The sequence below is a fragment of the Comamonas koreensis genome, assembly GCF_014076495.1.
Lineage (GTDB): Bacteria > Pseudomonadota > Gammaproteobacteria > Burkholderiales > Burkholderiaceae_C > Comamonas > Comamonas squillarum.
This window is the reverse complement of record NZ_CP043575.1, coordinates 3,270,857-3,289,803: the sequence shown is the minus strand read 5'-3', so window position 1 is coordinate 3,289,803 and position 18,947 is coordinate 3,270,857. Positions and strand designations below refer to the sequence as shown.

At 64.4% G+C, this 18,947-nt stretch carries 18 protein-coding genes; 6 read left to right on the top strand and 12 right to left on the bottom strand.

All coding sequences use genetic code 11. From position 1 onward, the window contains the following. Nucleotides 1-5: 5 nt before the first annotated feature. Both F0Q04_RS14910 and F0Q04_RS14905 read right to left on the bottom strand, forming a co-directional pair. Nucleotides 6-1,211 (bottom strand): CaiB/BaiF CoA transferase family protein, encoded by a 1,206-nt coding sequence (locus tag F0Q04_RS14910; RefSeq protein ID WP_182341706.1) that lies wholly within the window; start codon nucleotides 1,209-1,211, stop codon nucleotides 6-8. A gap of 58 nt (nucleotides 1,212-1,269) precedes the next feature. Next, nucleotides 1,270-2,223 (bottom strand): hydroxymethylglutaryl-CoA lyase, encoded by a 954-nt coding sequence (locus tag F0Q04_RS14905; RefSeq protein WP_182341703.1) that lies wholly within the window; start codon nucleotides 2,221-2,223, stop codon nucleotides 1,270-1,272. A 98-nt stretch (nucleotides 2,224-2,321) separates the two neighbouring features. On the opposite strand from F0Q04_RS14905, the gene F0Q04_RS14900 reads away from it, so the two are divergent. The 4 genes from F0Q04_RS14900 (at nucleotide 2,322) to F0Q04_RS14885 (ending at nucleotide 5,394) form a co-directional block, all read left to right on the top strand. Continuing rightward, entirely contained in the window at nucleotides 2,322-3,224 is a 903-nt protein-coding gene (locus F0Q04_RS14900; RefSeq protein ID WP_182341700.1) for a LysR family transcriptional regulator, read from the top strand. Between the two features lie 114 nt (nucleotides 3,225-3,338). After that, a complete protein-coding gene (locus tag F0Q04_RS14895) occupies nucleotides 3,339-3,512 on the top strand; it encodes a hypothetical protein (protein ID WP_182341697.1) in 174 nt (57 codons plus the stop codon). Nucleotides 3,513-4,025: 513 nt separating this feature from the next. After that, entirely contained in the window at nucleotides 4,026-4,511 is a 486-nt protein-coding gene (locus F0Q04_RS14890) for an Rrf2 family transcriptional regulator (protein ID WP_116924009.1), read from the top strand. Continuing rightward, nucleotides 4,501-5,394, top strand: a complete 894-nt coding sequence (locus F0Q04_RS14885; protein ID WP_182345707.1) for an NAD(P)/FAD-dependent oxidoreductase — start codon at nucleotides 4,501-4,503, stop codon at nucleotides 5,392-5,394. Before F0Q04_RS14890 ends, F0Q04_RS14885 begins: the two co-directional genes overlap by 11 nt. A gap of 70 nt (nucleotides 5,395-5,464) precedes the next feature. On the opposite strand, the gene F0Q04_RS14880 is transcribed toward F0Q04_RS14885, so the two are convergent. The 6 genes from F0Q04_RS14880 to F0Q04_RS14855 form a co-directional block, all read right to left on the bottom strand. Continuing rightward, nucleotides 5,465-6,379, bottom strand: coding sequence for an NAD(P)-dependent oxidoreductase (locus F0Q04_RS14880; RefSeq protein WP_182341694.1), 915 nt, complete (start codon nucleotides 6,377-6,379; stop codon nucleotides 5,465-5,467). Between the two features lie 52 nt (nucleotides 6,380-6,431). Further along, nucleotides 6,432-7,856 (bottom strand): aldehyde dehydrogenase family protein, encoded by a 1,425-nt coding sequence (locus tag F0Q04_RS14875; protein WP_116924006.1) that lies wholly within the window; start codon nucleotides 7,854-7,856, stop codon nucleotides 6,432-6,434. Between the two features lie 80 nt (nucleotides 7,857-7,936). After that, complete coding sequence (locus F0Q04_RS14870) at nucleotides 7,937-9,148, bottom strand: ABC transporter substrate-binding protein (RefSeq protein WP_182341691.1); 1,212 nt, start codon at nucleotides 9,146-9,148, stop codon at nucleotides 7,937-7,939. Between the two features lie 67 nt (nucleotides 9,149-9,215). After that, nucleotides 9,216-10,694 (bottom strand): aldehyde dehydrogenase, encoded by a 1,479-nt coding sequence (locus tag F0Q04_RS14865; protein ID WP_116924456.1) that lies wholly within the window; start codon nucleotides 10,692-10,694, stop codon nucleotides 9,216-9,218. Between the two features lie 106 nt (nucleotides 10,695-10,800). Continuing rightward, nucleotides 10,801-11,397, bottom strand: a complete 597-nt coding sequence (locus tag F0Q04_RS14860; RefSeq protein ID WP_182341688.1) for a thiamine pyrophosphate-dependent enzyme — start codon at nucleotides 11,395-11,397, stop codon at nucleotides 10,801-10,803. Next, a complete protein-coding gene (locus F0Q04_RS14855; RefSeq protein WP_116924003.1) occupies nucleotides 11,397-11,930 on the bottom strand; it encodes a thiamine pyrophosphate-binding protein in 534 nt (177 codons plus the stop codon). Before F0Q04_RS14855 ends, F0Q04_RS14860 begins: the two co-directional genes overlap by 1 nt. Before the next feature lie 108 nt (nucleotides 11,931-12,038). On the opposite strand from F0Q04_RS14855, the gene F0Q04_RS14850 reads away from it, so the two are divergent. After that, nucleotides 12,039-12,995 (top strand): LysR family transcriptional regulator, encoded by a 957-nt coding sequence (locus tag F0Q04_RS14850; protein WP_182341685.1) that lies wholly within the window; start codon nucleotides 12,039-12,041, stop codon nucleotides 12,993-12,995. A 56-nt stretch (nucleotides 12,996-13,051) separates the two neighbouring features. Here the strand turns inward: F0Q04_RS14850 and katG are convergent, their stop codons facing one another. The 3 genes from katG to F0Q04_RS14835 all read right to left on the bottom strand — a co-directional run bounded on the left by katG (nucleotide 13,052) and on the right by F0Q04_RS14835 (nucleotide 17,634). Continuing rightward, nucleotides 13,052-15,259: a catalase/peroxidase HPI gene (katG, locus tag F0Q04_RS14845; protein ID WP_182341682.1), complete on the bottom strand. Its 2,208-nt coding sequence runs from the start codon at nucleotides 15,257-15,259 to the stop codon at nucleotides 13,052-13,054. A 325-nt stretch (nucleotides 15,260-15,584) separates the two neighbouring features. Further along, nucleotides 15,585-16,559 carry an arginase gene (gene rocF, locus F0Q04_RS14840; RefSeq protein WP_116924000.1) on the bottom strand — a complete coding sequence of 325 codons (975 nt, stop codon included), beginning with the start codon at nucleotides 16,557-16,559 and terminating at the stop codon, nucleotides 15,585-15,587. Continuing rightward, nucleotides 16,543-17,634: an ornithine cyclodeaminase gene (locus F0Q04_RS14835; protein WP_182341679.1), complete on the bottom strand. Its 1,092-nt coding sequence runs from the start codon at nucleotides 17,632-17,634 to the stop codon at nucleotides 16,543-16,545. The genes rocF and F0Q04_RS14835 overlap by 17 nt, the downstream gene beginning before the upstream one ends. A gap of 164 nt (nucleotides 17,635-17,798) precedes the next feature. Between F0Q04_RS14835 and F0Q04_RS14830 the strand changes: the two genes are divergently transcribed. Further along, nucleotides 17,799-18,224 (top strand): Lrp/AsnC family transcriptional regulator, encoded by a 426-nt coding sequence (locus F0Q04_RS14830; RefSeq protein WP_116924455.1) that lies wholly within the window; start codon nucleotides 17,799-17,801, stop codon nucleotides 18,222-18,224. A 12-nt stretch (nucleotides 18,225-18,236) separates the two neighbouring features. On the opposite strand, the gene F0Q04_RS14825 is transcribed toward F0Q04_RS14830, so the two are convergent. Next, the gene (locus F0Q04_RS14825) at nucleotides 18,237-18,926 is read right to left on the bottom strand and encodes a DUF4336 domain-containing protein (protein ID WP_182341676.1); all 690 of its coding nucleotides are present in this window, start codon (nucleotides 18,924-18,926) and stop codon (nucleotides 18,237-18,239) included. Nucleotides 18,927-18,947 lie beyond the last annotated feature (21 nt).

Below are 18,947 nucleotides of genomic sequence, written 5' to 3'. Positions count from 1 at the left end.
TAGCATTATGCAGCTGCCTGGGCGGCCTGCATGGCGCTGATCTGCGCGGCGTCGTAGCCCAGGCTGGCCAGCAACTCGGCGGTGTGCTCGCCCAGACGCGGCGGGTTTTGGCGTACGGTCAGGCGCTCGCCCGCCATGCGCAGCGGCAGCAAGGTGGTCTGTGCGGTTTGGCCGGCGCGTTCGCCGTCGGTCAGTGTTACCTCGGCCAAACCGCCGGTGGCCTGCAGGTGCGGGTCGTCCAGCAGTTGTTCTGGCTTACTGATGGGGGCGTAGGGCAGGCCGTTGTCTTCAAAGATTTTGGCGACCTGTGCGACATCCATGCGTGCCAGGCGCGCGCGCAGATCGGCGAGCAGGGCCGGGCGCTCACGTACGCGTTCGTTGTTGGTGGTGTAGCGCGGGTTGGCCAGCAGATCGGCCCAGCCAAAGGCCTGGCACATGGTGCGCCACTGGGCATCGCTCACGGCGGCCAAAAAGATCTGCTCGCCGTCTTGGACGGTGAACACGTCGTACACCGACCAGGCCGAGATACGGTTGGGCATGGGCTCGGCCGCCTCGCCCGTCACGGCGTACTGCATCATGTGCTGGCCGACGAGGAAGACGTTGTTCTCGAACAGCGCCGAGTCAATCTCTTGCCCCTTGCCGGTTTGGGCGCGCTGCATCAGCGCTGCCATGGCGCCGATCGCGCCAAACATGCCGCCCATGATGTCGTTCACGCTGGTGCCCGCGCGCAGCGGGTCGCCGGGACGGCCTGTCATGTAGGCCAGGCCCCCCATCATCTGCACGACCTCGTCCAGCGCTGTGCGGTGCTCGTACGGCCCGGGCAAAAAGCCGGTGTGGTTCACATAGATCAGGCGCTCGTTCAGCTTGGACAGCGCGGCATAATCCAGGCCGTACTTGGTCATCACGCCGGGCTTGAAGTTTTGCGCCACTACATCGGCCGTGCTGGCCAGGCGTATGGCCGCTTCCAGTCCCTGGGGCTGGCGCAGGTCCAGCGCAATGCTTTTTTTGTTGCGATTGAACATGGGGAAAAAGCCGGCGCCCGCACCCAGCAAGTAACGCGTGCGGTCACCCTCGACAGGTTCAACCTTGATGACTTCGGCCCCCAGGTCGGCTAGCACCATGCCGCAGGTGGGGCCCATGACCATGTGGGTGAATTCGACCACGCGGATACCGGCGAGTGGGAGCGATGGAGAGGGAGATGGAGTACTCATATTTTAATAGCTACTAGCGCGCATGGGGTGAGCGTCAGCGGTTGATTTGGTCTAAAACTTAAGGGCAAATGGCGGTAGAGGCCTGGGGTGCTGCAATCACCCCCGCTTGCCACAGGCTGCCGTGCAGCCGCTCGTTGGGCAGCCAGGCGTGCATGCGTTGGCGCAGCTGCAAAAGGGCGGGAACATCCAGACCCGAATCAATGCCCATGCGCTGCAGCATATAGGCCAGGTCTTCGGTGGTCACATTGCCACTGGCACCCGGTGCATGCGGGCAGCCGCCAATGCCGCCCAGGCAGGCGTCAAAGTGGGTGATGCCGGTTTGCCAGGCCGCATAGGCGTTGGCCAGACCCATGCCGCGGGTGTCGTGAAAATGGGCGGTGCGCAGCCGGTCGCCCACCAGTTTCCGGGCTTTTTCAAACAAACGGCGCACGCTGTCGGGGTCGGCATAGCCCACGGTATCGGCCAGGCTCACATGGTCGGCGCCTGCGTCCAGCAAGGCCTGCATCAGGCGCAGCACCTCGCTTTCGGCCACATCGCCTTGCAGCGTGCAGCCAAAGGCCGTACCCACGCCGCCTTCAATGTGGGCGCGGCTGCCCGCTGCGTCGCGCACTGCGCGGATGCGGGCGACTTCCGCCACGACATCGTCAGGTGTTTTGCGCAGATTGGCCAGGCTGTGCGCATGGCTGGCCGACAACGGCACGACCATGGACTGCGCACCCGCTGCCAAGGCGCGCTCGGCGCCTTTGAGGTTGGGTACCAGGACAGAGGCGAGCAAGCCGGGTTTGCTGCAGGCATGGGCGAGAACGGCTTCGGTATCGGCCAGCTGGGGCAGCAGGTGCGCGGGCACCATCGATCCCACCTCCATCTCCCGCATACCGGCGTCGTAGGCGGCGTCAATCCAGGCGCATTTGTCGGCGGTGCTGACGATGCTGGCCAGGCTTTGCAGGCCATCGCGCAGGCCAACTTCGCGAATGCTGGCGCGCCGTGTAGCAAGGGTTGAGGTGGCGGTCATCGTGTCTCCTGGCTTTTGTCGTTGGCTCTGATTTTAGATTTTCCAAAGCATCAGCAATAATCCAATGCGGAAGCGGTTTCGTTCCAAAAAGGAAAATCATGTATGACCTGAGTCTGCTGAACCTGCGGCTGTTTGTGCAGGTCTGCGAGCAGCGCAGCATTGCCCGTGTGGCGCAGGCCGAGGCGCTGGTGGCATCTGCCATCAGCAAGCGCCTGGCGCAGCTTGAGCACCAGATGGGCGCGCCCTTGTTCATCCGCGAACGGCGCGGCCTGCGCCCCACGGCGGCGGGTGAGACTTTGCTAGAGCATGCGCGCACCATGCTGGCCGCCGCCAACCACATGCAGCAAGAAATGGCGGCCTATAGCAAGGGCGTACAGGGGCAGGTACGGGTATTGGTCACGGCGTCGGTGATGGCCGAATCCTTGGCCGACCATGTCGCAAGTTTTTTGCAGCAACCCGCGCACACCAGTATCCGTGTGACTTTGGAGGAGTGCGTGAGCCCGGATGTGGTGCGCGGCGTGCGCGAAGGGCGTGCGGCCATGGGGATTTGCTGGGACGCAGCCGATTTGAGCGGCCTGCAGACCCAGCCGTATAGCAGCGACCACCTGGCCATTGCGGCCCACAAAAGCCACCCCATCGCACGCATGGCGCAAAGCGCAGCGGTGCACTTCTCTGACGTACTGGACTACGAACATGTCAGCATGCCGGCGTTGAGCGCAGTGCAAATTTTGCTCACCCGCGCCGCCGCACAAGAAGGAAAGGCGCTGCGCCACCGCGTGCACGTCTCCAACTTTGATGCCGCGCTGCGCGTGGTCCAGGCCAATCTGGCGATCAGCGTGGTGCCGCGCGAAGTGGCACTGAGCTTTGCCGCCAACACGGATGTTCGGGTGATTCCGCTGGCGGACAACTGGGCGAAGCGGCAGTTTGCGATCAGCTACCGGGACGCGGCCTTGCTGTCGTCGGCGGCCAAGGCTTTGTTGAACCATTTGGCGGCGCAGTAGCCGCAGGCCTTGCAGGGCAAGGCGACGGGCGAGACCTTCAATAGGGCGGGCAAGACCGATATTCTCCTGCGCGAGGGCGACCGCAACGTCTTCATCGCAGAGTGCAAGTTCTGAATGGGGCCGAAAGCCTTCGGTGAGGCCATTGACCAGCGGCTTGGCTACACCACGTGGCGCGATAGGAAAACCGCGATCCTCGTTTTCAATCGTGGCACTGAGACCTCAACCGTTCTCACCGGCATCGACACTGTTGCCAAGGCGCACGGCAACTTCAAACGCGCCGTGGCGTGACCGCACGAGAGCGGCTTCCGATACGTCTTTCATAGCAGCGGCGACAAGAACCGCGAGTTGGTCCTGACAGTGCTCGTGTTTCACGTGCCGACATTGCGAAAAACGGTGATGCCTTACGGAAAAGCGTATGGCAATGGCGATTGGCAGGTTTCGACGTCAGCGGCTGTTCGATGCCGCATTCTGACCGGCAGCAATCAGCCTGAAGTCGTCTATCGGAGCTGCCTTGCGGCTGTCCTCTACCGGCCGATAGCCGCCATCCTAGTTTCGAATGGACCAGGCGCATCAGCAGTCTCACGGGCCGGCGACAGGCTGGAAGCCGCCCCTGCACACCCTCGGGCTGAGCTCAAAACGCTCCGAGTTCAAACTTCAGTGAGAAAAATTCAAAACCCATGGAGAACCGACAAAAACTTGCAAGGTCGATAGAAATCACAACAAGCGCTTGACCTTAGCGGGGGTAATGGTTCTTTGCAGAGCTGATGGCACAGATTCATTTCATGTAACTACAATAGTTGCATGAAGCATAACAGCCAGTTTTCAGATGTTCTCCATGTGCTGCTGCACCTGGCCGAGGCGCAGACGCCGCTGACCTCCGAGGTCCTGGCGCAGACCATGGACACCAACCCAGTGGTGCTGCGGCGCTTGATGGCCGGCTTGCGCGAGGCGGGCATGGTCTCGTCCGGCAAGGGCCATGGGGGCGGCTGGCTGATTGCGCCCAGCTGGGGCGAGACGACGCTGCGCGATATCCACCAGGCGCTGGGCGCACCGGCGCTGGTGTCGCTTGGCTTTCGCGAGGACCACCCCGAGTGCCTGGTCGCACAGGTCGTGAACAGCTCGCTGCGCAGCGCGATGCAGGAGGCCGAGGCCTCGCTCCTGGCCCAGCTGGGCGGCATCACCCTGGCGCAGCTGTCTGCCCAGATCGGCGCTTCGCTGCGTGCGCACCGGCTGGCCAAAACATCCACCCCCCACCGTATAGAGGACCACCATGGACATGCACACTGATTTCGCCATCGTCGGCGGCAGCTATGCCGGTATGTCGGCTGCGTTGCAGCTGGCACGGGCGCGCCGCCAGGTCACCGTCGTCGATGCGGGCCTGCGCCGCAACCGTTTTGTGGACGAGGCCGGCAGCAGCTCGCACGGCTTTTTGTCGCGCGACGGCATGGCGCCTGCCCAGCTGTGGCAAGAGGCGCGTGCGCAATTGCTGCAATACTCGACCGTGCGCTGGATCGAAGCCAAGGCCCGGCAGGCCCGGGTACTGCCTAGCGGCGAGCTGACCTTGGAGGTGGGGGGCCAGTTGCTGGTGGCGCGCCGCCTGGTGCTGGCCACCGGTGTGCGCGATGAACTGCCCGCCGTGCCGGGCCTGGCCGAGCGCTGGGGCCGCAGCGTGTTCCATTGCCCGTACTGCCATGGCTATGAGGTGGGCGGCGGCGCGATTGGTGTGATTGCCGCGTCACCACTGGCCCAGCACCATGCACTGATGCTGCCCGATTGGGGCCCGACCACCTTGTTCCTCAACGGGCTCTACGAGCCGACGGAGGCGGATCTGGTCGGGTTTGCCCGGCGCGGCACCCAGATCGAGGCCACGCCGGTGCTGCGCATCGATGGCTGGGCGGATGTGGTGCTGGCCGATGGCCGGACCTTGGCTATGCAAGGCCTGTTCACGCAGCCCCGCACCACGCCCGCGAGCCCCGTGGCCCAGCAGCTCGGATGCGTGCTGGCCGATGGCCCGATGGGCCCCTATGTGCAGGTCGATGCAATGCAGCAGACCAGCGTAGCCAATGTGTTTGCCTGCGGCGATGCTGCGCGTGCAGCGGGCAGCATTGCGCTGTCGGTGGCCGATGGGGCGATGGCCGGGGTGGCGGCGCACCGCGCATCGATGCTCTGAGCCAAGGGCCGGATGCAGAAAACGCCCCTGGCGGGCGTTTCTTCCTGGGCGGCTTGCAGCTGCTCGGCGATCAGCTGGGCTTCCAGCCCTTGGGCACGCGGGGCCGCTCGATCTTGGCCAGCTCGCAGACCACATCGGCCATGCCGGAAAAATCGATACCGCCAAACGCGCTGGCACGCGCCAGGCTAAAGGACTCATGCACGGCAGCGGCCACGGGCATAGGCACACGCGCCGCGTGCGCGGCGCTGATGACCAGTGACAAATCCTTGTGCGCCAGATCGATGGTAAAGCCCGGCGAAGTATCGCCAGCCAGCACCTTGTTGGGAAAGTTCATGCGCAGCTGGCCATTGTTGGCCGAGGTACCCAAGAGCACCTGCAGGGTTTTGCTGATGTCGAGCCCAAAGCGCTGCGACAGGGCCAGCGCCTCGGCATTGACCTGGCACAAGGTGATGGCCACATAGTTGTTGACCAGCTTGGTGCGCCCGCCTGTGCCCACCGGGCCGCAGTGGTAGGTAGTGGTGCCCATCGCATCGAGCAGCGGTTTGACCTTGGCGAAATCGGCCTCGCTCGCGCCCACCATGAACAGGCTCTCGCCCCGGTCGGCATGCTCGGCCAGGCGCCCCACTGGGGCGTCGACCACGGTTATCTGGCGGCCGGCGGCCGCTTTGCTGAGCCGGTCGGTGGCGAGCGGGTCAATGGTGCTCATGTCCAGCAAGATGGTGCCGGGCAGCGCGTTGGCAAAGATGCCATCGGCACCCTGGGCGATCTGCTCGACCTCGACCGAGGACGGCAGCATGGTGATGACCACCGAGCAGCGGCGTGCAATGTCGGGCACGCTCGCGGCCTCGGCGCCCAGCGCGACCAGTGCCTCCACGGCCTGGGGGTTGAGGTCGGCCACCAACAGGCTGAAGCCTTTTTTCTGCAGATTGGCGGCCATCGAGCGGCCCATGCGCCCCAGGCCGATAAAACCGATGCTGTCTGTCATGGTGAGGGTCTCCTGCGAAAAGTTCTAAGTGGTATGGGAATGGAAAGAGGGCTCAGTACGCGATGTAGGCCGTCTTGATGCTGGTGTAGAAATCGACTGCATAGCGCCCTTGCTCGCGCGGGCCGTAGCTGGAGGCGCGCGTGCCGCCAAAGGGCACGTGGTAGTCGAGCCCGGCGGTGGGCAGGTTGACCATGGCCAGCCCGCTGCGCACATGCAGGCGGAAGTGGTTGGCAGCGCGCAACGAGGTGGTACAGATGCCGGCCGACAGGCCGTAGCGCGTGTCGTTGGCGGTGGCCAGTGCCTCGTCGTAGTCGGCGACCTTGATGACGCTGGCGACCGGGCCAAAAATCTCTTCCTGGTTGATGCGCATGGCGTTGTGGGTTGCGGTGAGCAGGGCAGGCCGCACAAAGTAGCCCGGGGTCGCCGCCTGCACTGGCGTGCCGCCTTCGACCAGCTCGGCGCCTTCGCGCCTGCCCAGGTCCAGGTAGTGCTGGATCTTGTCGAACTGCGACTGGTTGATGACCGGCCCGATCTGCGTGGTCTTGTCCAGGCTGTTGCCGACGACCATGGCACGCATGCGCGCCGTCAGCGCCTCGACAAAGCGGTCATGCACCCGCTCGGTGACGATGAGGCGGCTCGACGCCGTGCAGCGCTGGCCGGCCGAGTAGAAGGCGCCGTTGAGTGCGCATTCCACGGCCACATCCAGGTCGGCGTCATCGAGCACCACCAGCGGGTTCTTGCCACCCATCTCCAGCTGCAGCCGGATCATCTCGCCGATGGCGGTCTGCGCAATGCTCTGGCCCACATGCACGCTGCCGGTAAACGACACCGCATCGACGCCGCTCAGCAGCCCCTGCGCCGCATGCTTGCCGCTGCCGTTGACCAGGTTGGCCACGCCCGGCAGCAGGCCTTGCTCATCGAGAATGCGAAAGAGCGCATGGGCCACGCCGGGCGTGTATTCCGAGGGCTTGAGCACCACGGTGTTGCCAAAGGCCAGCGCCGGGGCAATCTTCCAGGCGGGGATGGCGATCGGAAAGTTCCAGGGCGTGATCAGGCTCACGACGCCCAGCGCATGGCGGCTGATCTGCACGCCGATGTCCGGCCGCACCGAAGGCAGGCTCTCGCCGCCATAGCGCAGGCATTCGCCAGCAAAGAACTGGAAGATCTGCGCGGCGCGCACCACCTCGCCCAGGCCTTCGGCCAAGGTTTTGCCCGCTTCGCGCGAGACCAGCAGGCCCAGGCTTTCCTTTTGCGCCATCATCTGGTTGGACACGCGCTGCAAAAAGTCCGAGCGCATCTGCGTGGTGGTGTGCTGCCAGCGTCCAAAGGCGGCGCGCGCTGCGGCCACGGCCTGCTGCATCTGCTGGGCATCGGCCGCCGCATACTCGCCCACCAGTTCGCGGGTGTCAGAGGGGTTCCAGCTTTGGATCGTGCTGGCGCCGGCCAGCCACTGGCCATTGATCAGGTTCTCGTTCATGTCTCACTCTCAAGGCAATAGGTGGCGCTGCGCGCATGGTGGGCGCGCAGCGCAGTCAGTCGGAAAGCGCGAGCCGGGCTTCAGGCCGCAGGCTTGAGTAGCGGGCAGGCACCTTCCTTGGACGGTGCATAGGCCTTGTCGCCCGGGATGGTGCTGACCACCTTGTAGTAGTCCCAGGGCTTGGTCGATTCGGCCGGCTTTTTCACCTGCATCAGGTACATGTCATGCACCATGGCGCCATCGGCTCGGATGTAGCCCTTGGCAAACATGTCATCGATGGGCAGCGACTTGAGCGCGGCCATCACCTGGTCGGGCTCGGTGCTGCCTGCCTTTTGCACTGCCTTCAGGTAAGTGGTGGTGGCCGAGTAGTCACCCGCCTGGAAGGTGGTGGGCATCTTCTTGTTCTTGTCGTAGAAGCGCTGGGAGAATGCGCGCGAGGCATCGCTCATGTCCCAGTACCAGCCCTCGGTCAGGTACATGCCGCCGGTGATGCCTAGGCCCAGGCTGTGGATATCGGTGATGAAGGCCATCAGCGCGGCCACGTTCATCTTCTTGTCAATGCCAAACTCTTTGGCGGTTTTGATGGCGTTGATTGTGTCGCCGCCGCCATTGGCCAGGCCCATCACCTTTGCGCCCGAGCTTTGCGCCTTCATCACATAGGACGAGAAATCGGAGGTGCTGAGCGGATGGCGGATCGCGCCCACCACATTGCCGCCGGTTTGCTTGACCACATTGATCGCGGCCTGCTCCATCGAGTGGCCAAAGGCGTAGTCCGACGTGAGGAAGTACCAGTCCTTGTAGCCCTGGCCCACCAGCGCGGCGGCAGTGCCGCGTGCCTGCGCTGAGGTGGAGTAGGTGTAGCGCACCATATAGGGCTGGCAGGCCTCTTCGGTCAGCGAATCGGCACCGGCGCCGGCGCTGATGAACACCTTTTTCTTGTCCTTGGACAGGTTGCTGATTGCCAGCGACACGGCCGAGTTCGACCCTCCGATGATCAGGTCGACATTGTCGTTATCCCACCATTGGCGCGCCTTCGATGCGGCGATGTCGGCCTTGTTCTGGTGGTCGGCCGAGATGATCTCGATCTTGCGCCCCAGCACCTCGCCGCCAAAATCGGCCACGGCCATGCGGATCGCGTCCAGGCCACCGGGCCCATCAAAGTCCGAGTACAGGCCCGACATGTCGGTGATGAAGGCGATCTTGACCTTGTCGGGCGCGGCCTGCGCGCCGGTGGCGAGCAGGGCGGCCGTAGCCAGTGCCGCGGCAGTCAGGGGGCCGTGTGCTTTTCTCATGGTTTGTCTCCTAGAGTTTTTAAACGAAAGGCCTGCGGTGCTCTGTGTCACCTGTTAGGCGCGGGAACTAACGCAGTACAAAGGGGTTGCTCGTGGTCGCTCCGCTATTGATCCAGACCGACTTGGTCTGCAGGTATTCGTAGATCGCGCTCTGGCCGTTTTCGCGGCCCAGGCCCGAGTCCTTGTAGCCGCCAAAGGGCGCCATAAAGCTGACGGCGCGGTAGGTGTTGATCCAGACGGTGCCCGCCTGCAGGCGCTCGGACATGCGCAGCGCGCGCCCGATATCGCTAGTCCAGACGGCAGCGGCCAGGCCAAAGCGCACATCGTTGGCAATGCGCAGCGCATCGGCCTCGTCGTCAAAGGGGATCACCGACAGCACCGGGCCAAACACCTCTTCCTGCGCAATGCGCATGCCGTTGTGCACGCCGGTGAGGATGGTAGGCTCAATGAACCAGCCCTTGCCGCATTCGGCGCGGCTGGCTTTCGCACCTCCCAACACCACCCGGGCACCCTCGGCCTTGGCGATGTCGATATAGGACAGCACTTTCTCGTACTGGGGCAGGGTGGTGACCGGGCCGACCTGGGTCTCCAGGCTCATCGGGTCGCCCATGCGGGCGGTGGCGGCAAAAGCCACCAGGCGCTCGACAAAGGCATCGTGGATGCTGCGCTGTACCAAAAGCCGCGATCCGGCGATACAGGTTTGCCCCGTGGCGGCAAAGATGCCCGAGATAGCACCATACATGGCCTGCTCCAGATCGGCATCGGCAAACACGATGTTGGGCGATTTGCCGCCCAGCTCCATGGAGGCATGCTTGAGCTGGCCGGCGGCCGCCTGGTTGATCGCGCGGCCGGTCACATCGGAGCCGGTGAAGCTGACCTTGGCGACCAGCGGGTGCGCCACCAGCGCGCTGCCCACCTGCGCGCCATAGCCGGTGACCACGTTGAACACGCCGGGCGGAAAGCCAGCTTCATTGAACAGCTCGGCAAACTCCAGGGTCGAGGCCGAGGTGAACTCGGACGGCTTGACCACCACCGTGCAGCCGGCTGCCAGCGCCGGCGCAATCTTCCAGGCCAGCAGAAACAGCGGGGAGTTCCAGGGCGTGATGGCAGCCACTACGCCCAGCGGCTCATGGCGGGTAAAGGCGAAATAGCCTTTCTTGTCCAGCGGCAAGGTGGCCCCTTGCACCTTGTCGGCCAGGCCGGCGTAGTAGTGGAACCACTGCGGGATGTACTGAAGCTGGCCGCGCATCTCGGCGAACAGCTTGCCGTTGTCCATCACTTCGGTGCGGGCGAGCTTCTCGGCATCGCGCTCGATCAAGGTGGCGAGCTTGCGCAGCAATGCGCCGCGTTCGGTCGCGCTCAGCTGCGGCCAGGCGCCGCTGCTAAAGGCTTGGTGCGCCGCCTGCACGGCCGCATCGACATCGGCGGCGCTGCCATCGGGTATTTCAGCCCAGGCTTCGCCCGTGTAGGGGTTGAGGCTGGCAATCCATTGGCCGCTGGCGGGGGGCTGGGCCAGGCCGGCAATCTGAAGGGAGTAGCGTTTCATGGCAAAGGGCATTCGATGGCTGAGGGCAGCTCTGGGTGGTGCTGGCTAGTGCTGAAGAGAGCTGGATAGAGCTGAGAAGGGATGCCGGGCGGCATCCCTGCTATGGCTAGAACGGCTGCAGGCCCAGCGCGCTGCGAAAGCGGTTCTTGATGAAGGGGCCATCGCGCGGCGGCAGCGCGCGGGGCGGCTCATCGGCATGGATCAACGCCTGCACAAAGGTGGTGGCCTTGCGGGCGTTGATATGCGCGGCCAGCGCATCGGCTTCGTCCAAGGTGCGCAGCTGCTGCACCTGGGCAATGCCAAAGCCGCGCGCCACGGCCACCAGGTCGGTGCCCAGGCTGCTATGGCTCTTTTGCATGCCAGTCTCGCCGTAGTGGCCGTTGTCCAGCACGACGATGCTGAGGTTGGCGGGCGACTTGGCGGCAATCGTGGCCAGGCTGCCAATGCCCATCATCTGCTCGCCGTCGCCGGTGATGACCACTACCGGGCGCGTGGGCTGGGCCAGCGCAATGCCCAGGGCCACCGACGAGGCGCCGCCCATCGCACCCCAGAGGTAGTAGTTGTGGTCACGGTCACTGGCGGCAAACACATCGTAGGAGGCCGAGCCCAGGCCGGTGACGACCAGCGCCTCGGGGGTTTTGACCAGCAGGCGCGCGACAAACAGGCGGCGGTCCATGGCGGCGGAATTCTCGCGGGTCTGCATTACTTTCTCTCCCATTTCTTGCGGCCGATCACGTCCTGGCCAATCAACACGGCGATGCGGGCGCCGGCCATGAAGGCGCCATCGAGCGCCGCGCTGACGACCTCCTGCGCATCTTCGGGGCGGCGCACGCGCATCACATGGATGCCCATCAGCTCCATCGCCGCCTGCGTGGCCCGGCCCATCGGCGCTTGCCAGGGGTTGAACTCGGCGTACTCACCGCGCATTGTGACGATGGTGACAAAGGGGATGTCGGCGGCGCTGAGCAGCGAGAACATGTTGATGCAGTTGCCGACACCGCTGCTTTGCATCAGCAGCACCGCGCGCTGGCCGCCCAGCCAGGCGCCAGCGGCCACGGCCACGCCTTCTTCTTCGGTGGTCAGCGCCACATCGGTGATCTCGGGATCGGCGATCGCGCTTTTGATGACATAGGCGTGGCCGGCATCGGGCACATAGGCCACTTGCTGCACGCCGGCATCCTTGATGGCCTGAAAAATGTCTTTTTGCCAGGGAGGTGGGTTGGGATTGGCGTTCATCTGCTTTCCGTTTTGTGAACCAGTGAAGGCATCATAAAATGTGATGATGTTATTTGAATAATCACCATTTTTGATATCACTATCACGCAATCTGATCGAGGCTGCAGCATGGATTTCAAGCAACTCAAGGCCTTTTTGACCGTCGCCGACACCGGCAGCGTGACCCGCGCATCGGAGCTGCTGCATGTGGTGCAGCCGGCGGTGTCGCGCCAGCTGAAGATGCTGGAGGAAGACCTGGGCTGCGCGCTGTTTGAGCGCGAGCGCCATGGCATGGTGCTGACCGAGCAGGGCCAGGAGCTGGCGAGCTACGCACGCCGCGCGTTTGGCGAGCTGGAAAAAGCGCGGCTGCAACTGGCGGGCACGCAAGACGAGGTGACGGGTCTCGTCACCATTGGCCTCTTGCCCAGCACCTGCGATGTGGTCTCCAGCGCGCTGGTCGCCGCGCTGGCCAGCCGCTACCCGGGCATCAAGCTGCGCCTGACGGTCGCCTACGCCGGCACGCTCAGGCCCTGGCTGGTGAGCGGCCAGGTCGATGTGGCCTTGCTGTATGCGGCTGAGAAACACCCCGATCTGGTGCTGGAGCCGCTCATCGAAGAGGAGTTGTGGGGCCTGGGCCCCAAGGGCTGCGGCATGGCTGGTGCCACGGCCGTGCGCATGGCCGATATGGCGGGCCGGGCGCTGGTGCTGCCCAGCAACCCGCATGGCATCCGGCTGCTGGTCGAGCATGCCTGCGCGCTGGAGAACCTGCAGCTCAACATCTGCGTGGAGACCGATGCGCTGCCGGTGCAGCGCAGCGTGGTGATCGATGGCCTGGGCTACACCATCTTGCCCCCGATTGCGGTGGTCAGCGACCTGGCAGCCGGCAGGTTGGAGGGCGCGCCGTTGACCGAGCCCGAGCTCAAGCGGGTGATTGCGCTGGCCTATGCCGCCAACCGCAGCATGACCAAGCCGGTACGCGCCACCTTGGCCGTGCTGCGCGAGATTCTGGCGGCGGCCGTTGCCTCGGGCGGCTGGCCCAGCGGCAAATGGCTGGCCGCAGCAGCAGCCAAGGCCAGCCCGCCATAAAAATGCCCGCCCATCCCTGCGGCAGGGATGGGCGGGCGGCTTTTTATGGCGGCGGCTTACTTCAGGTCAAAGCGGTCCAGCTCCATCACCTTGGTCCAGGCGGCGACAAAATCCTTGACCATTTTTTCCTTGGCACCGGTCTGGGCATAGACTTCGGCCACGGCGCGCAGGATCGCATTGGAGCCAAAGACCAGATCGACGCGGCTGGCCGTCCAGCGCTGGGCACCGCTCTTGCGGTCCACGCCGACAAAGCTGCCGTCGTCCTGGGCCTTCCATTGCGTGCCCATGTCCAGCAGGTGCACAAAGAAGTCATTGCTCAAGGTGCCGGGCTTGGCCGTCAGCACGCCTTGCGGGTTGCCAGCGGTGTTGATGTTGATGGCGCGCAGGCCGCCGACCAGTACGGTCAGCTCCGGCGCGGTCAAGGTCAGCAGCTGGGCCTTGTCGATCAGCAGTGCCTCGGCCGGCGCGGCAAAGCGGCCCTGCAGGTGGTTGCGAAAACCATCGGCCTTGGGCTCGAGGTACTGGAAGGATGCGGCATCGGTCTGCTCGGCCGTTGCATCGCTGCGGCCGGGGTGGAAGGGCACGGTGGTGGGCACACCGGCATCGGCAGCGGCCTTCTCCACACCGGCATTGCCGGCCAGCACGATCAGGTCGGCCAGCGAGATACGCTTGTCACCATCAGCGGCCTTGTTGAAGCTGCGCTGAATGCCTTCGAGCACGCCCAGTACCTTGGCCAGTTGCTCGGGTTGGTTCACTTCCCAGTCCTTTTGCGGAGCCAGGCGGATGCGGGCGCCATTGGCGCCGCCGCGCATGTCTGAGCCGCGGTAGGTCGAGGCCGAAGCCCACGCAGTGCCCACCAGCTCCTGCACGCTCAAGCCCGATGCCAGGACCTGCGCCTTGAGGCTGGCCACATCATCGGCATTGACCAGCGGATGGCTGACGGCCGGGATCGGGTCTTGCCAGACCAGCTCTTCGCGGGGCACTTCGGGGCCCAGGTAGCGGCTGCGCGGGCCCATGTCGCGGTGGGTGAGTTTGAACCAGGCGCGGGCAAAAGCTTCGGCAAAGGCCTGGGGATTTTCCAGAAAGCGGCGCGAGATCTTTTCGTAAGCCGGGTCCTGGCGCAGCGACAGATCGGTGGTCAGCATGGTGGGCTTTTTGTGGGGGCCGCCATGCGCGTCGGGGATGACGTCGGGGGCATCCTTGGCCACCCATTGGATCGCACCGGCGGGGCTTTTCTCTTGCACCCATTCGTACTTGAACAGGTTCTCGAAGAAGAAATTGCTCCACTGCGCGGGGGTCTGCGTCCAGGTCACTTCAAGGCCGGAGGTGATCGCATCGCGCCCCGAGCCCGAGCCAAAGCTGCTGGTCCAGCCCAGGCCCTGGGCTTCGATGCCATCGGCCTCGGGCTCGGCGCCCACATGGCTCGCCTCCGCAGCGCCATGGGTCTTGCCAAAGGTGTGGCCGCCAGCGATCAGCGCGACAGTCTCTTCGTCGTCCATGGCCATGCGGGCAAAGGTCTCGCGGATGTCGCGCGCCGCCGAGATCGGGTCGCCATTGCCATCGGGGCCTTCGGGGTTCACATAGATCAGGCCCATCTGCACGGCAGCGAGGGGGTTTTCCAGGTCACGTTCACCGCTGTAACGGCTGTTGGCCTTGTCGCTGGTGGCCAGCCATTCCTTCTCGGCGCCCCAGTACACATCCTGGTCAGGCATCCAGGTGTCGACGCGGCCACCGGCAAAACCAAAGGTGCGAAAGCCCATGGTCTCCAGCGCGACGTTGCCGCACAGGATCATCAGATCGCCCCAGGACAACTGGTTGCCGTATTTTTGCTTGATGGGCCACAGCAGGCGGCGCGACTTGTCGATATTGACGTTGTCCGGCCAGCTGTTGAGCGGCGCAAAGCGCTGCTGCGCACGGCCTGCGCCGCCCCGGCCATCCTGCACGCGGTAGGTGCCAGCGGCATGCCAGGCCATGCGGATGAACTGCGGGCCATAGTGGCCAAAGTCGGCCGGCCACCAGTCTTGCGAGTCGGTCATCAGCGCGCGCAGGTCGCGCTTGACGGCCTCGTAATCGAGCTTCTTGAATTCGTCGGCGTAGTTAAAGTCTGCGCCCAAAGGGTTGTTGGCCGGGTGGTGCTGGCTGAGCAGGTCCACACGCAGCTGGTTGGGCCACCAGCTTTGGCTGGTCGTCCCATTGCCTTGGGCTGCCGTTTCGCTGTTGCGTGCAGTGGCGCTGTGGAAGGGGCACTTGGATTCTGTGGTCATGGGGGGTTCTCCGGTTCAAGCTGACGGGACGCCAGATACCGCGGGGGTATCCGATGAAAGGAAATTCCGATGAATATACCGGATTCCATGTTTTTTGATTATGAACGCCTTGGTGCTGCCCCACACGCTTGCGCTGATTGAATATCCGCAACGCGGTGATTGAGAAAAATCACAGGCGCCGCGAGCGGGCGGACGGCACCCGCGCAAGACCAGGGCAGACACGCGCCATTACAGCACCGCTGCATGAATCGGTGCTGTCAGACAATGACTACAAGAATGCTTCTCTGAAGCGCAGTGTGCAGGAGCGCGCGGGCCCCTGCTGTGATCAGCTGCGCATATCCTTGACCAGGGTGCTTTTGCCAAACAGGCTTTGCACCAGGTCCACCACCAGCTCGGCGGTCTGGTTGCGCAGGTCGAGCGCCGGGTTGAGCTCGACGATGTCGATCGAGCCGAGCAGGCCGGTGTCGGCAATCATCTCCATGCACAGCTGCGCTTCGCGGTAGTTGGGGCCGCCGCGCACGGTGGTTCCTGTGCCCGGGGCAATCTCGGGGTCGAGAAAATCCACATCAAAGCTCAGGTGCAGATGGGTCTGGCTTGGGTCACAGCCGGCCAACGGTGCCAGTGCGCGTAGCATGGTCTCGCGCATACCCAGCTCGTCGATGGCGCGCATGTCAAACACATCGATGTTGTGGGTCTTGATCAAGTGCTTTTCCTGCGCATCGACACTGCGCAGCCCGATCTGGCACAGCGACTGCGGGCCCAGCGCCGGTGCAAAACCGGCCAGGTGCGTCAGCTCGCGCGGGCCCAGGCCTGCGAGGCAGGCCACCGGAATGCCGTGGATATTGCCCGAGGGAGAAGTCTCGGGCGTGTTGAAGTCCGCATGGGCATCGAGCCAGAGCACAAAGAGGCGCTTGCCGGTGTCGCGGCAGTGGCGGGCCACGGCGCTGATCGAGCCGACCGCCAGGCTGTGGTCGCCGCCCAGCATCAAGGGCATGCGGCCTGCTGCCAGCTGCCCGTGCACGGCGTCATGCACCGCCCGGTTCCAGGCGACGGCTTCGCCAAAGTTGCGCAGATTGCCATGCTCGGCATCGCGCGGCTTGCGCTGGTTGGCCGGGCCCGCCAGGTTGCCCAGGTCGCGCACCTCGCAGCCCAGCTCAGCCAAGGCGGGCCCCAGTTGCGCTACGCGCAAGGCATCCGGCCCCATCGCGGCGCCCAGGCGGCCTGCGCCGATGTCGGTGGGCACGCCGATCAGACTGAGGGCGGTGGAGGGCGAGCGAAGGAGGTCAGGCTGGGATGGCATGGCAGTGGGCTTGTTCGTGGTCGTGATGGGGGACGTCGGGCGGCAGCAGCAGCGCGAACAGGTTTTTGGGATTGCGCAATTGTGGCAGCAGGGCCAGCGGTTGCAACAGCTGGTGCTCCCGGGCCAGCGCATGCATATAGCGCAAGGCGGTGTAGTCTTCCAGCGCGAAGCCGACCGAGTCGAATACTGTTATTTCGTCCTCGTGCTGGCGGCCCGCTTGCTCGCCGCGCAGCACCTGCCACAGCTCGGTGACGGCAAAGTCCTCGGGCATATGCTGGATCTCGCCTTCGATACGGCTTTGCGGCGCAAATTCGACGAAGACCTTGGCGTCCAGCAGAATCGCCGCGTCCAGCTCGGTTTTGCCCGGGCAGTCGCCGCCCACGGCGTTCAGGTGCATGCCCGGCTCGACCATCGCGCGGCTGACGATGGTGGCATTGGTCTTGTCGGCAGTAACCGTGGTGACGATATCGGCGCCTTGCACAGCCTCGGCCGCGTTCTTGCAGCGCTGCAGTTGCAGTCCGGGCAACTGGGTTTGCAGGTTGTGGATGAGCTTGTCGGTGGCGGCAGGGTCGATATCAAACAGGCGCAGCGACTGAATGCCCAGCAGGCGGACAAAGGCCAGGGCCTGGAATTCGCTCTGTGAGCCGTTCCCAATCAGCGCCATGCTGCGGCTGCTGCGCCGTGCCAGCAGCTTGGCGGCCATCACCGAAGTGGCCGCAGTGCGCAAGGCGGTGGTCAAGGTCAACTCGCTCAGCAAAATGGGCGCGCCGGTGTCGCTGCGCATCAAGGCACCAAAGGCCATGATGGACGGAATGCCCTGCTGTGGATTTTTGGGGTGGCCATTGACATATTTGAAAGCAAAGTGGCTGGCATCGCCCACTGGCATCAATTCCATCACGCCATCGGGCGTGTGGTGGGCCAGGCGCGCGGTCTTGTCAAAGTCTTGCCAGCGCGAGAAGTCCTGCTCCAGCGCGCTGACCAGGCCTCGCAGCAGCTCGGTCAGGCCGACACGTTGCACCAGCGTGGCGGCGGCATCGGTGCTGAGAAAGTCAACTTGGCCTGGATGGGTTGTCATGGTGATGGCTCCTGGTTTTGCGTTATGGCATGCCCGCTGCGCGCACCAAAAGGCGCAGCTGCAGCGGCTGTAACCAGTGTCTGTCCAAGCGGCCATAAAGCAAAGTGCAAAAAATGGTAGAAAATGACAGGATCCAGAGCAATTAGTCAGGCTGTGTTGTGCATATCGATAATATTGACCAAGCCTTGATCAGCCTGCTGCGCCAGAATGCGCGCGAGAGCGTGGCCACCTTGGCGGGCAAGCTGGGCGTGTCGCGCGGCACCGTTACCAACCGCATGGACCGCCTGGAGCGCGAGGGCCTGATCGTGGGTTACAGCGTGCGCCTGCGCCCGGATGTGCAGCCCGATGTGCTGCGCGCCTGGATGAGCATCGAGATCACCGGCAATGACACGCGGCGCGTGATGGCATCCCTGCTGGGCGAGCCCGGGGTGGCGGCGCTGCACAGCACCAACGGCCGTTGGGATCTGCTCGCCGAGCTGCAGGTGGCCAGCCTGGAGGCGCTGTCGCAGGTGCTCGAGCGCATCCGGCTGATCAAGGGCATCAGCAACAGCGAGACCAGCATCCACCTGGAGAGTTTTCGGGTGTCCTGAGTGATCTTCTGTTCAGGGCTTGTCGCTCAGCAAAAACGCCAGCGCCTGATTCAGTTGCTGCTGAGCGTCTTCAGTGATGAGCGCATCATGGGCCAGCACCAGACGCTGCACCGGCCAGGCGCAGATGCGCGCTGCCGCGGCGCTGGCCGCTGTCCGGTCCCGAATCGCAAAGCGCAGTGCACGCGGCATGGCCAGGCGGCTGCGCGTGCCATTGAGGCTGTTGAACAGACGCGCCGACAGCGACAGATCCTGCGGGTAGTACTGCAGCACATCGGTCACGACCAGGCTGGCGCTGGGCTGGTGCAGCCAGACGCATTCATTCAGAATGGGAAGGCCTGCAAAGGGCTGCATTTGCACAGCGGGCTGCCAGGCTGCGGGCAGTGCCTGGTCCAGGCTGTGCAACTGGGGAAGATCAGGGCGCTTGGCCGCCAGGCCCGGTGCCCCCCATAGCGCTGCCAGCGGGTAATGCGCCTGCCATGCACCGGCAAACAGGTGGTGCATGCGGTTGGGGGCGACGATCCAGCGCACGTCGCCCAGTGCATCCAAGGCTGCGCGCAGCGTGGGCGCGGGCGCAATGGGCGAATGCAGCCACAGCGCGCCACCGGGCAAGCGCACCACGGTCATGCGGGTGCGCACGGGCAGGCCGTGCACGCTGATCTGATGGGTGGCGCTCCAGAGGTTGTCAGCGATCTGTTCAAGCATGGTGGGCCTTGCTGCGATGGT

Excerpts from the sequence above, each read along its gene's own strand:
- F0Q04_RS14825 (WP_182341676.1), bottom strand. The coding sequence starts at position 18,926 with ATGCTTGAACAGATCGCTGACAACCTCTGGAGCGCCACCCATCAGATC.
- rocF (WP_116924000.1), bottom strand. The coding sequence starts at position 16,559 with ATGCCATCCCAGCCTGACCTCCTTCGCTCGCCCTCCACCGCCCTCAGT.
- F0Q04_RS14900 (WP_182341700.1), top strand. The coding sequence starts at position 2,322 with ATGTATGACCTGAGTCTGCTGAACCTGCGGCTGTTTGTGCAGGTCTGC.
- F0Q04_RS14895 (WP_182341697.1), top strand. The coding sequence starts at position 3,339 with ATGGGGCCGAAAGCCTTCGGTGAGGCCATTGACCAGCGGCTTGGCTAC.
- F0Q04_RS14890 (WP_116924009.1), top strand. The coding sequence starts at position 4,026 with ATGAAGCATAACAGCCAGTTTTCAGATGTTCTCCATGTGCTGCTGCAC.
- F0Q04_RS14835 (WP_182341679.1), bottom strand. The coding sequence starts at position 17,634 with ATGACAACCCATCCAGGCCAAGTTGACTTTCTCAGCACCGATGCCGCC.
- F0Q04_RS14865 (WP_116924456.1), bottom strand. The coding sequence starts at position 10,694 with ATGAAACGCTACTCCCTTCAGATTGCCGGCCTGGCCCAGCCCCCCGCC.
- F0Q04_RS14870 (WP_182341691.1), bottom strand. The coding sequence starts at position 9,148 with ATGAGAAAAGCACACGGCCCCCTGACTGCCGCGGCACTGGCTACGGCC.
- F0Q04_RS14850 (WP_182341685.1), top strand. The coding sequence starts at position 12,039 with ATGGATTTCAAGCAACTCAAGGCCTTTTTGACCGTCGCCGACACCGGC.
- F0Q04_RS14875 (WP_116924006.1), bottom strand. The coding sequence starts at position 7,856 with ATGAACGAGAACCTGATCAATGGCCAGTGGCTGGCCGGCGCCAGCACG.
- katG (WP_182341682.1), bottom strand. The coding sequence starts at position 15,259 with ATGACCACAGAATCCAAGTGCCCCTTCCACAGCGCCACTGCACGCAAC.
- F0Q04_RS14880 (WP_182341694.1), bottom strand. The coding sequence starts at position 6,379 with ATGACAGACAGCATCGGTTTTATCGGCCTGGGGCGCATGGGCCGCTCG.
- F0Q04_RS14905 (WP_182341703.1), bottom strand. The coding sequence starts at position 2,223 with ATGACCGCCACCTCAACCCTTGCTACACGGCGCGCCAGCATTCGCGAA.
- F0Q04_RS14855 (WP_116924003.1), bottom strand. The coding sequence starts at position 11,930 with ATGAACGCCAATCCCAACCCACCTCCCTGGCAAAAAGACATTTTTCAG.
- F0Q04_RS14860 (WP_182341688.1), bottom strand. The coding sequence starts at position 11,397 with ATGCAGACCCGCGAGAATTCCGCCGCCATGGACCGCCGCCTGTTTGTC.
- F0Q04_RS14885 (WP_182345707.1), top strand. The coding sequence starts at position 4,501 with ATGCACACTGATTTCGCCATCGTCGGCGGCAGCTATGCCGGTATGTCG.
- F0Q04_RS14910 (WP_182341706.1), bottom strand. The coding sequence starts at position 1,211 with ATGAGTACTCCATCTCCCTCTCCATCGCTCCCACTCGCCGGTATCCGC.